The organism is Pseudofrankia asymbiotica, assembly GCF_001983105.1.
In the GTDB taxonomy this organism is placed as follows: domain Bacteria; phylum Actinomycetota; class Actinomycetes; order Frankiales; family Frankiaceae; genus Pseudofrankia; species Pseudofrankia asymbiotica.
Genome location: NZ_MOMC01000002.1, coordinates 82,991 through 94,302, shown reverse-complemented (window position 1 = coordinate 94,302; position 11,312 = coordinate 82,991). Strand labels below are relative to the sequence as shown.

The following is an 11,312-nucleotide window of genomic DNA, read 5'->3' as shown; positions in this document are numbered from 1 at the left end:
GTCGTCGCCCGGGACCGCGCGACCGTCGCGAAGCGTCGCGCGGTCCGGGGCTCTCCAGCCGACGCGGCTGGACCGCCGCGGCGGGAGCCTTCGGCATCGGCGCGGCCGTCCTGCTCGCCGGTTGCTCCGGCTCCACCGGCTCCACTGATTCGTCCGGAACGCCTGCGGTGGCGGCCACGCCGGCGGCCGGCGCCGCGACCGCCGACGCCAGCGCGGCGGCGTGCTCCGCCGCGCTGGCCAGCGACTGGGTGAACGTCCCCGGGATCGACCCCGAGGGCCCGCCGGCGTCCGCGGCCGAGCTCACCGCCTGGGCGACGCCGCTGCAGACCCAGGTCACCACGGTGCGCGCGGGCGTTCCAGCCAGCCTCACCAGCCAGGTCGACGTGCTGGCGGCGGCCGTGCGGGGCGCCAAGGATGGGAAGCCGGTGTCCACCGACGATGCCTCGCTGCGCACCGCGCTCACCGCTGTCAACGCGTGGGTGCACGACTCGTGTGGCTACACGACGCTCGACGTGACCAACAGCGACGGCGGCGCGCTCGCCGGCGTGCCCGCCACACTGCCCGCCGGCCCGGTGGCGATGAGGTTCGCGAACACCGGCTCCGACCCGGCGAAGGCCGGCTTCATCCTGCTGCTCGGCAAGATCCGGGACGGCCAGACCGCGACCGCCGCGGACGTCCAGTCCGGCAAGGCCAACCTCGAGGACATCGCCGACATCGTCGCGGTGGCCCAGCCCACCGGCCCCGACCCGGCCTATGGCCTGGCCACGCTGAGCCCCGGCCGCTACATCGTCTCCACCCCCGTCGGCTCGCCCCCGGAGTTCGCGGCCATCCTCGCGAGCGGTTTCGAGGTCGGCTGACTCCTCGTCCGACCTTGGTGGCTGAAGCGCGGCACTGGTGCCGCGCTTCAGCCACCAAACGGGGCGGGCGCTTCGGCACCGCCCCGTTTGGCGCTACCGGTGCCGATGAGCCCTCCGGGGGCAGTAGCGTGACCAGATGTGTCCTCACGTACCGGCACCGGCCCGACGGTGTCCGCCACGATGACCCCGTCTCTTCCCTCGCCCGCCTATCCGTTGGAGAAGGCCCGGCTTGACAACGGGCTGCGGGTGGTGCTCGCCCCTGACGCGACGGCGCCGGTCGTGGCCATCGCCGTGCACTATGACGTCGGATTCCGATCCGAGCCCGAGGGCCGCACCGGGTTCGCGCACCTGTTCGAACACATGATGTTCCAGGGCAGCGAGAACGTCGGGAAGGCCGAACACCCGAAGTACGTGCAGGCCGCCGGCGGAATCTTCAACGGCTCCACACACCCGGACCACACGGACTACTACGAGCTGCTCCCGGCCGGCGCGCTCGAGCTGGCTCTCTTCCTTGAGGCCGACCGGATGCGGGCCCCGAAAATCACCCGCGAGAACCTGGACAACCAGATCGCCGTCGTCCAGGAGGAAATCCGGGTAAACGTGATGAACCGCCCATACGGCGGCTTCCCCTGGATCACCCTGCCGCCGGTCGCGTTCGACACCTTCCCGAACGCCCACAACGGTTACGGCGACTTCAGCGAGTTGGAGGCGGCGAGCCTGGACGACGCGGAGGACTTCTTCGAGAAGTTCTACGCCCCGGGCAACGCCGTCCTGACGGTCGCGGGTGACTTCGCCGCCGACGACGCGATGAAACTCGTGGAACGGTACTTCGGCGATATCGCCGCCCGCGCGGTGCCGGAACGACGCAGCTTCGCCGAGCCGGTCAGGTCCGACGAGCGGCGGGGCGATCTCGTCGACAGGCTCGCGCCCCGGCCGGCGCTCGCGATCGGTTACCGGGTCCCGGACCCGGATGCGGACCTGTCCGCCTTCCTCGCGCACTACCTGCTGACCGACGTGCTCACTTCCGGTGACGCGAGCCGGCTCGAGCGGCGGCTGGTACAGACCGACCGGTCAGTGATCGGCGTGAGCAGCTACGTCGGCACCTTCGGCGACCCGTTCGACCAGCGCGACCCGCTGCTGCTGACGGTGGAGGCCCGGCACCCGGCGGAGTCCCCGGCGGACGGGATCCTCGCCGCGATCGACGAGGAGCTCGACCGGGTCGCGACCGACGGCCTCGCCGACGGCGAACTGGAGCGGATACGCGCGCGCGTCGCCTCGGGGCTGCTGCGCGAGGCGGACGACGCGCTGGGCCGGGCGCTCGCGTTCGGCGCCTTCGAGCTGCACCGGGGCCGCCCGGAGACACTCAACGAGCTGCCGGCGCTGCTGTCCGAGGTGACGGGCGACGACGTCGCCGCCGCCGCGGCCGCGCTGCGCGCGCAGGGGCGTTCAGTGCTGGAACTGAAGGCCGGGGCGGCCTCATGACGGTGGACGGGTGGAAGGACACGATGGTCGCCCGCGGGGCGGCCGATCGGCCGAGGCAGCCGCGATCGTGGCGTGGTCGCGCGTGCCCGGCGGCTGGGGCCGGTAGAGGACATCTAGCGACGGGACGGCGCGGGCGATGACGACGACGACCGAGCGGGCCAGCATCATCCCGGCGGTCCGCCCGACGGTGCCGGCGGAGCTTCCGACAGTGGTGGAGCGGACGCTGCCGAGCGGGCTGCGGGTGCTGGTGGTGGCGCGTACCAGCGTCCCGCTGGTGGAGCTGAGGCTTCGGATCCCGTTCACCGGCCTGGGCACGGACTTCGCCGCGCAGGCCGAGCTCCTCGCCGAGACGCTCTTCACCGGTACGGCGAAGCGTGACCGGGTGGAGATCGCCACCGCCGTGCAGGCGCTCGGCGGATCCCTCTCCACCGGGGTCGACGCCGACAGGCTCGCGGTCGTCGGCTCGGCGCTGGCCACCAACCTCGACCCACTGCTGGGGATCCTCGCCGAGGTGCTGACCGAGGCGAGCTACCCCGACGACGAGTTCAGCGGCGAGCGCGACCGGGTGGTCGAGGACGCCACGATGGCGCTCAGCCAGCCGGCCGTGATCGCCCGGGAGGCGCTGCTGCGCCGGATGTTCCCCGGCCACCCCTACGGCAGCGTCGTGGCCGAGCCGGCCGTGCTCGCCGGGGTGGGCGTCGGGGCGGTCCGTGACCTGCACACGGCCAGGATCTCCCCGCGCGGCGCGATCCTCACCCTGGTCGGCGACGTCGACCCGGCGGCGGCGCTCGACGCCGTCGAGGCGGCGCTGGGCGGCTGGTCCGGTGGCGAGCCCGAGGTCATGCCGGCGGTCCCGGCCCTGGCGACCGGCCCGATCCTGATCGTGAACCGGCCGGGCGCGGTGCAGACGAACATCCGCCTCGGTGGCGCCGCGCTCGACCGCCACGATCCCGGCTACCCGACGCAGCGGCTCGCCAACACGATCTTCGGGGGCTACTTCAGCTCGCGGCTGGTCGACAACATCCGCGAGGACAAGGGCTACACCTACTCGCCGCGCAGCTCCGTCGACCACTACCTGGCCGGTTCCCGGTTCACGGCCGCCGCCGACGTCGCCACCGACGTCACCGGGCCCGCGTTGCTGGAGATCTTCTACGAGCTCGGCCGCATGGCGGTTCTCGCGCCGGAGTCCGAGGAGCTCGAGGCGGCCCGGCAGTACTCGGTGGGGACCATGGCGCTCGGTAGCGCGACGGCCGCCGGCCTCGCCTCCACGCTGTCGGGGCTCGCGGGCGCGGGCATCGGGGTCGAGTACCTACGTGACCATCCGGCGGCACTGACCAAGGTCACCGCCGAGGACGTGCTCGCCGTGTCCGCCGGTCTGCTCGCGCCGACCAGGCTCGTCACGGTCCTCGTCGGCGACGCCGAGAAGATCACGGGCGCGGTCGCGGCGCTCGGCGCCGTCACCACGGCCGTGATCGACCAGCCAACCGCTTCCTGACGCCTCGGCGCCGCGCCGCCGGCCGTTCCTCGGTGGCCGCACCATCGAGGAGCCGGTCGGCGCCGGAGCCCGCGACCCTCAGTGGCGAGTAGGCGCGGGACGCGGTGGGGTCGGCCGGGGCGTGGTGCCCGGCCCTGGCCCGGCCGCGGCCCCCGGCCCCGGCCGGCCGCCGAGTTCTCCTGGCAACGCGATCCGCGGGTCGCTGACCGACTCGACGACCTGGCGGGCCAGGTCGTGCACCCGTCGGCCCATGCCCCGCGCGGTGCGCCGCAGCCGCTCGAACGCGTCTCTCGGCTTGATGTGATGGCGCTCGGCCAGCACGCCGATCGCCTGCTCCACGATCACCCTGGACGCGAGCGCGTGCTCCAGCTGGACCACCGACAGCCGCAGCTTCTCGATCTCGCCAAGCTCCCGGTCGGCGCGGCGCGGCCGGCCGGGCGGGTTCAGGTCCTCCGCCAGCAGATCGGCCAGCACCATCGCGGAGATCAGGTCGCCCACCGGTCGGACGTCCGTGCCGGGGCCTTCGACCACCCAGCCGGCGCCGGTCCGGCGCAGCCGCATCTCACTGCCCGCCGTCGGCGCCGCCGCGGGCGGTGCCGGCGATGGCTGCGCGGAGTGCGGGGGGTGCGGGGGGTGCGGGGCGGCGGCGCGCGGCGGCGGTCCCGGCCGGGGACCAGGCCGCGGCGGGGGTCCAGGGCGGGGTGCCCTGGCCGCCCCGGCGGCGCCTCCAGCCAGCGGGGCGGGTCCGGGAACGGCGCGCCCTGGGCCGGTGACTGGCGGCTCTGCCGCCGCGTCGGGCGCGGTCGGCGGCGCGCCGTGCTGGCCGGGCCCCGGTCGCGGCGGTTCGGGCGAGGGGACGCCGGGCGCGGCGCTCGTGGAAGTCGCGCCGGCCGTGCTCGGCGCCGCGGGGGAGGCCACCTCGGGCGTGGCCACCTCGGGGGTGGCCGCGCCGGGCGTGGCACCGTCCGCCGGCCACGCGGCGCCCAGGCCATCGGCTATGCCTCGCAGCAGTGGCAGCGCGGTGGAACCGACCTCGACCGCGCCGCGGTCGAGTCCGACCAGCAGTCCGGCGAGCTCGCCCGTCCGGGTGAGGACCGGCACGACAACGTGACTGCCCACCCCGAGGCGTTCGTGTTCGGCCGTGTCCGCCAGACTCGGTTCCATCCCCACATTGGTGCCGATGGCTGGGGCACCGTCGAGCACGCGGGCGACGAGACTCGCCGACCGCGGAAACTGCGTTCCCGGATCCAGACCGGGCAGCGTCCCAACTACCTGCAGGTAGGTGGCCGTTGTCGCGGAGATTTCCACGAACCCGGTCGCCTCCATGTGGTGGAGGGCTTGCGCGGCCCGCGCGGCAGCGTCCACGGTGCTGCGCGCCTGTCCTGAGGGTGGTGACGACACAGGCCGAACTCTCCCACAAACTTCACGGGCAGTGACGGACACCGTCCCATGAGCCGGCCGTGTATGCGTCCGGAGGGCCTCGAGCCTCGATTTTCTCGTTGCTCTGCGTATCCGTTATGCGGCAGAAGTGACCTTCTCGGTGACCTGACGGAGGGACGGATTCGTCATCACAGTCCCATCCGGGAAGACGACCGTGGGCACGGTCGCGTTGCCGTTGTTCGCATCGCGGACCAGTTGCTCGGCAGTGGGGTCGGACTCGATGTCGACGACCTCATACGGGATGCCCGCATCGTCCATCTGGCGCTTGAGCCGCTTGCAGTAGCCGCACCAGGCGGTGCTGTACATCGTGAGCACTGGTCATCCTCTCGCCCGTCGGGCGCTGAGCACCCAACCGTCGCTGTGCCGTCACGAACCAGAGACCGGCATATCCGGGCACACGGGTAGAGATTCCCACGTCGTGGACGCTCATGCCGGGTGCCAGCCATCCACAACCCGCCGACGACCCCGGCGCTTCCCACCGCGAGCAGTGACTACGGTTCCAGGTCATGTCCAGTGAGCTGGCCGCCGCCTCCCGTCCCTCTCGCCCGGCTGTGCCGGCTGACGCCGACCGGCCGCGCCCGGCCACGAGCGGATTCGGCCCGCGCGGCGCCGCGGCCGCCGGGCTCGCGGGTGGCTCCACCGGGAGACGCCATGACGAGGGCGGAGAACCCGAGGACAGCGCGCTGGCGGACCGCCCCGAGGAAGACGGGCTCGACCCGGAGCAACGCGCGGCGGTGCTCGCCCCGGTCGGGCCGGTCTGCATTCTCGCCGGCGCCGGGACGGGGAAGACGAGGACCATCACCCGCCGGATCGCGCACCTGACCCGCCAGGGCGTGCCCGGCGACCAGGTGCTCGCGGTGACGTTCACCAACCGGGCCGCCGGTGAGCTGCGCGCCCGGCTGCGGGGGATGGACGTCGAGGGGGTTCAGGCTCGGACGTTCCACGCGGCGGCGCTGCGCCAGCTCGGGTACTTCTGGCCGAAGGTCGCCGGTGCCGCGCTCCCGAAGCTCGTGGAGAGCCGCATCCCGCTCATCGTGAAGGCCGCGGGCCGTTCCGCGCGACGCCCTGACCGGGGCGAGCTGCGTGACCTCGCCTCCGAGATCGAGTGGGCGAAGGCCACGATGGTGACCCCCGAGGACTACCCGCGCACGGCCGAGGCGGCGGGGCGCGAGACCGTCTGGCCCGCGGACGCGGTCGGCCGGCTCTACGCCGACTACGAGCAGGTCAAGCGCGTGGCCGGCGCGGTGGACTTCGACGACCTGCTGTTGCTGACCGCGGCGGTCATCGAGGAGCACTCCTGGGTCGCGACGGAGCTGCGGTCGCGGTACCGGCACTTCGTCGTGGACGAGTACCAGGACGTCAACCCGCTGCAGCAGCGGGTGCTCGACGCCTGGCTCGGGGACCGGGACAGCCTGTGCGTCGTGGGCGACCCGCACCAGACCATCTACTCGTTCAGCGGGGCCTCACCGCGCTACCTCGTCGAGTTCCCGCGCCGGTTCCCTGACGCGACCGTCGTCCACCTCGTCCGCGACTATCGCTCGACCCCCCAGGTCGTCGGTCTCGCGAACGCGCTGCTCGCAGCGGCTCCCGCGGGGCCGGCGAGCGCCCGGCCCGGCGGGGTCGTCGGCCGCGCCGGCATCCCCGCCGTCGGTGGGGTGGCGGCCAGCAGGCCAGGTCTCGTCGCGATGCGCCCCGACGGCCCGGAGCCGGCGCTGCTCGAGTGCGCGGACGAGGCGGACGAGGCCAAGGCCGTGGTGGCCCGGATCCGGACCCTGCTCGCCGGCGGCGTGCCGGCGAGCGAGATAGCCGTGCTTTACCGGATCAACGCCGCCTCGGAGGCCTACGAGGAGGCGATCGGCGCCGCTGGCATCCCGTACCTGGTGAAGGGCGGTGAGCGGTTCTTCCAGCGGCCGGAGGTGCGCGACGCGGTGCGGCTGCTGCGCGCCGCGGCGCGCTCCGCCGACACCGACCGCCCGGTGGGGCTCGCGGACACGGTCGCGGACGTGCTGCGGGCCGGCGGCTGGCGGGCGACGGCGCCCACCGTCGGCGTCGAGCGGGAGCGCTGGGAGAACCTCGCGGCCCTGCACCGCCTGGCGGTCGACCTGTCCGTCGCCGAGCCCGACGCCGGCCTGGAGCGTTTCGTGGCGGACCTCGCCGACCGGGCGACGCACCAGCACGTCCCCACCGTCGAAGGGGTGACGCTGGCCTCGCTGCACGGGGCCAAGGGCCTGGAGTGGGACGCGGTCTTCCTCGTCGGCCTCGTCGACGGGATGGTGCCGATCGTGCACGCGCAGAGCGACGAGGAGATCGAGGAGGAGCGCCGGCTGCTCTACGTGGGTGTCACCCGGGCGCGGGAGCACCTGGCGTTGTCGTGGTCGCTCGCGCGCGCCTCGGGGGGGCGCCCGCGGCGGCCGTCCCGGTTCCTCGACGGGCTGCGCCCGGCGGGTGGCCGACCCGCGTCCGCTGGCCGCCGAGGCTCGTCGGAGGGCCCGGGAGGGCGTGGCGGGGACGGCGCCGCGGTGAGCGGGGCGGCCAGGCCGAGGGGCCGGTCGGCCGTGCGCTGCCGGGTGTGCGGTCAGGCGCTCACCGGCGCGGCGGCCCGCGTCGGCCGGTGCGCGACCTGCCCCCGCCACGTCGACCGAGCCCTGCTCAACCGGTTGCGGGAGTGGCGGGCGGAGAAGGCGCGCGAGCTGGGCAGGCCGGCCTTCGTCATCCTGACCGACGCGACGCTGGAGGCGATCGCCGAGAGCAGGCCGAGCACGGTCGCCGAGCTGGTGGCCATCCCCGGCATCGGCCAGGTGAAGCTCGACAGCTACGGTGCCGGTGTGCTCGCCCTGGTCACCGACACGCGCTGACCGGCTGGCCGGCCAGCCGCTCGGTCGGCCGGCGGCGGTGGTCGGCCGGCGGCGGTGGTCGGCCGGTGGGCCGCTCGGCCGGTGGGTCGGTCGGCGGGCGGGCCGAGGGCATATAGCGACCGCCGTTCGTGACCTGCCCGGCGTGAGTCGTGACGTGACGTGACGGGCGGGCGGTTCGTCGCGACGGGCGTTACCCGTGGTGTCGCCTGGCCGACTCAAAAAATAAGTTGTCGCGGTTCCGGCGGCCCCCTACCGTTACCCACGAACACCGGAGCTGGTGCTCACTGAGCGCTGGGCCATGATCCCCTGGGTCCCCATCCCGTGGATCAATGGCGTGGCGATCGTTGTGGCTCCGGATCTCAGATGCCAGGGACAGATGTCGGACGCGAGAGCGGACCGGCCGCGCGAGAGGAGGCGATAGGGGTGCTTGTTGGCATTCGTGTCGCGGTCTTCGACGCCGGCTGTGCCGAGCTCGGGTCCGTTCTCGCGCGTCCGCGTGCGGCCAGCATCCTGTCGGGCCCCGCGCTCGGGATCCTCGGCGCTACCGGCGCCGGCGGTTTCTGGCACGGCACCGACGCACCGGAGGCATCGGCCTCGCGCGGCGGGATGACTGCCTCGACGTTGGCCGTCATGCCCATGGCGGATCTGCCGCCGGCCGTCGCGCCGATGGCATATGCGCTGGCGGATGAGGCTCGTCGCGACGTCGTTCCGGCTGTGAAGCCAGTCGTCGTCCCGGCGGATCGGCTCGCCGCGAGCGTCGCCGCTCCGTCCGCACGGGACAAGTCCGCCGTCAAGACGGCCGCCATTGCCCACCCGAACCAGCTTCAGGCCAAGACCCAGGCGTTCACGCGACGCCACGCACGCAGCAGGGGTCCGTCCCAGACGGAACCGCCGGTATAAGACCGGCACCTAGGCCAAGAACCCGAGGCCGCGGACCCCGCTGGGGACCGCGGCCTTTGTGTTTTTCCCCTTCTGACCGCACCGAAGAAATTCCCGTGTCGGAGGTGACACCGGTGTTCGACCCCTCGATCGTTGCCCGGATCGAGCGGGAGCGTCTTTCGCTTCCCTGCTGGGACGCTGACCCCGACCTGTTCTTCGCGGAGTCGCCCGCGGACGTCGAGTCCGCCAAGGCGATCTGCCGTGACTGCCCTATCCGGCTGGCCTGCCTGGCGACCGCGCTCGACCGCCACGAGCCCTGGGGCGTGTGGGGCGGTGAGCTCGTGGTCACCGGCGTGGTGGTCCCGTACAAGCGCCCCCGTGGACGCCCTCGCAAGGTGGTCGCGGCCTAGCTCCTGAGACCGTGCGATCATGATCTTCGATCACGCGGCCGGCAGGTCCCGCCGTCCGTTCCCGCTCCTCACCCGCTGGCCGCCTGGCTCGCCCCGCTCGGGGCGAGCCAGGCGGCCAGCCCCATCCAGGCACTCCGACCCCGGCCGGGTGACGGCGCTTCGTGCCCGTCACCCGGCCGCCGCACCAGGTGTTCGGTGATTCGCCCTTCGGGGGTGAGGCGTACGTCGCCTGTCGGTACGGTGTGCGCCAGTAGTGTTCCGATCGTGCCGAGCAGCGAGCGGACCTACCCCGTCCAGTCCGGGGCCGGGCGGAACCCGTCCGGCTCTCTCACCTCGTCGCGGTCCGCCGAGCGGGCCCTGGCCACAGTTGTGCTGACCTCCCCGGAGCTGGATCACATCGTCGACATGGTCGCCTGGGTCGACGACGGCTGGCTGCACGTCGCCAACGCCCACGGCGCGGCCCGGGTGGCCGCCGCCGCGCCCGACGGCCCGTGGCAGGTGCTGCGCGGCCGCAACCCGGTCGAGGCGCGGGACCCGATGCACGCGGTGCCGCGCGCGGTGGCCCTCGCCGACCCGTCGCCGCCGAACGAGCGCAACTCGTACCCGCTCGCCGGGCCACGGCTCGCCTCGATCTTCGCCGACCCGACCCGGTCGCCCGACGTCGTCGTCATGCACACGCCCGGCCACTACTGGCCTGAACGCGGCGGCCACCTCGGCGAGCACGGGTCACTCGACGCCGGCCAGTCGCGCGCCCCGCTGGTGCTGTCCGGTGCCGGTGTGCGCGCCCGCGGCCTGCTGGCGCGCCACGCGCGGATCGTCGACCTCGCCCCGACACTGGCCGCCCTCGCGGGCGCGGCGATGCCGGGCGTCGAGGGCACGGCGCTGGCCGACCTGCTCGACGACGACCTCGTCGGGATGGCGCCGCTGCGTCACGTCGTCGGCCTGCTCTGGGACGGCACCAACTGCAACGACCTCCTCGCGCTGGCCGCGGAAGGCCGACTGCCGAACGTCGCCCGGCTGCTCGCGCGCGGCTGCGCGCTGACCGGCGGGGCGGTGGCGGAGTTCCCAAGCGTCACGCTGACCAACCACACGTCGGCCCTCACCGGGGTCGGCCCGGGGCGGCACGGCATCCTGAACAACGTCTACTTCGACCGCGCCACCGGTGAGCAGGTCGTCACCAACGAGGTGAGTGTCTGGCACACCGCCTGCCAGCACCTGCGGCCCGGCGTGCGCACCGTGTTCGAGGCGATCGCCGCCGCCCGCCCGGACGCGATGACCGCGTGCGTGAACGAGCCGATCGATCGAGGCRCGACCTACTCCACGTTCGAGCTGGTCCGGGCGCTGGAGAGCCTCGACGGTGCCGGCGGCATGGCCGACCATCTGCCGCGCGGTGACGACGACCCGAACACCAGCCAGGAGTGGCTGGCCGCGAACCCGGACTACGRCTGGTCCAGCCGGGTCGACGCGCTCGGGCTCAAGCAGATGCTCGACCTGTGGGGGAGCCAGGACCCGCCGGCCTTCACCTGGTGGAACACGACGGTGACCGACACGGGTCATCACGGCGGCGGGCCGTACTCGGCGCAGTCCCGGGCCTCGCTCCTTGACTCGGACCGCCGCCTCGGCGTCTTCCTGGACCTGCTGGACGCCCGCGGGCTCACCGAGCGGGTCACGATCCTGCTCACCGCCGATCACGGCAGTGAAAGCGCGCGGACCAGCTGTACCGGCGACTGGGACGAGGCGTTGCGCGCCGCCGGCGTCACCTTCCGGGACGAGGCCTACGGCTTCCTCTACCTCGGCGAGCGCGACGACCGCGGCCACGGCGAGCTCCCGCCCGAGCAGCGCCGCCCGGGCGACGCCGAGACCGCGCACTAGCGGCCCCGCGCACGTGGTGGGC

At 73.7% G+C, this 11,312-nt stretch carries 9 protein-coding genes; 7 read left to right on the top strand and 2 right to left on the bottom strand.

Annotated elements, in window-relative coordinates:
• Positions 1-167 precede the first annotated feature (167 nt).
• From BL253_RS00430 to BL253_RS00420, 3 genes are all read left to right on the top strand, one after another.
• Positions 168-857, top strand: coding sequence for a hypothetical protein (locus BL253_RS00430; RefSeq protein WP_241834386.1), 690 nt, complete (start codon positions 168-170; stop codon positions 855-857).
• Between the two features lie 180 nt (positions 858-1,037).
• Entirely contained in the window at positions 1,038-2,339 is a 1,302-nt protein-coding gene (locus BL253_RS00425) for a M16 family metallopeptidase (protein WP_076812358.1), read from the top strand.
• Positions 2,340-2,475: 136 nt separating this feature from the next.
• A complete protein-coding gene (locus BL253_RS00420) occupies positions 2,476-3,834 on the top strand; it encodes a M16 family metallopeptidase (protein WP_076812277.1) in 1,359 nt (452 codons plus the stop codon).
• A gap of 78 nt (positions 3,835-3,912) precedes the next feature.
• Here BL253_RS00420 and BL253_RS43350 read toward each other — a convergent pair whose 3' ends face one another.
• Together BL253_RS43350 and BL253_RS00410 are read right to left on the bottom strand one after the other, a co-directional pair.
• On the bottom strand, positions 3,913-5,142 hold the full coding sequence (locus BL253_RS43350) for an ANTAR domain-containing protein (RefSeq protein WP_420801606.1): 1,230 nt from the start codon (positions 5,140-5,142) through the stop codon (positions 3,913-3,915).
• A 207-nt stretch (positions 5,143-5,349) separates the two neighbouring features.
• Entirely contained in the window at positions 5,350-5,589 is a 240-nt protein-coding gene (locus tag BL253_RS00410) for a mycoredoxin (RefSeq protein ID WP_076812272.1), read from the bottom strand.
• A gap of 191 nt (positions 5,590-5,780) precedes the next feature.
• Between BL253_RS00410 and BL253_RS00405 the strand changes: the two genes are divergently transcribed.
• The 4 genes from BL253_RS00405 to BL253_RS00390 all read left to right on the top strand — a co-directional run bounded on the left by BL253_RS00405 (position 5,781) and on the right by BL253_RS00390 (position 11,290).
• Positions 5,781-8,129: an ATP-dependent DNA helicase UvrD2 gene (locus BL253_RS00405; RefSeq protein WP_076812269.1), complete on the top strand. Its 2,349-nt coding sequence runs from the start codon at positions 5,781-5,783 to the stop codon at positions 8,127-8,129.
• 423 nt (positions 8,130-8,552) lie between these two features.
• Positions 8,553-9,029, top strand: coding sequence for a hypothetical protein (locus tag BL253_RS00400; RefSeq protein WP_076812266.1), 477 nt, complete (start codon positions 8,553-8,555; stop codon positions 9,027-9,029).
• 95 nt (positions 9,030-9,124) lie between these two features.
• On the top strand, positions 9,125-9,418 hold the full coding sequence (locus BL253_RS00395) for a WhiB family transcriptional regulator (protein ID WP_076812264.1): 294 nt from the start codon (positions 9,125-9,127) through the stop codon (positions 9,416-9,418).
• 264 nt (positions 9,419-9,682) lie between these two features.
• The gene (locus BL253_RS00390; RefSeq protein ID WP_241834385.1) at positions 9,683-11,290 is read left to right on the top strand and encodes an alkaline phosphatase family protein; all 1,608 of its coding nucleotides are present in this window, start codon (positions 9,683-9,685) and stop codon (positions 11,288-11,290) included.
• Positions 11,291-11,312: the final 22 nt, after the last annotated feature.

Bases quoted from the DNA above. Each gene is read 5' to 3' on its own strand.
- BL253_RS00425 (WP_076812358.1), top strand. From the start codon at position 1,038: ATGACCCCGTCTCTTCCCTCGCCCGCCTATCCGTTGGAGAAGGCCCGG.
- BL253_RS00420 (WP_076812277.1), top strand. From the start codon at position 2,476: ATGACGACGACGACCGAGCGGGCCAGCATCATCCCGGCGGTCCGCCCG.
- BL253_RS00405 (WP_076812269.1), top strand. From the start codon at position 5,781: ATGTCCAGTGAGCTGGCCGCCGCCTCCCGTCCCTCTCGCCCGGCTGTG.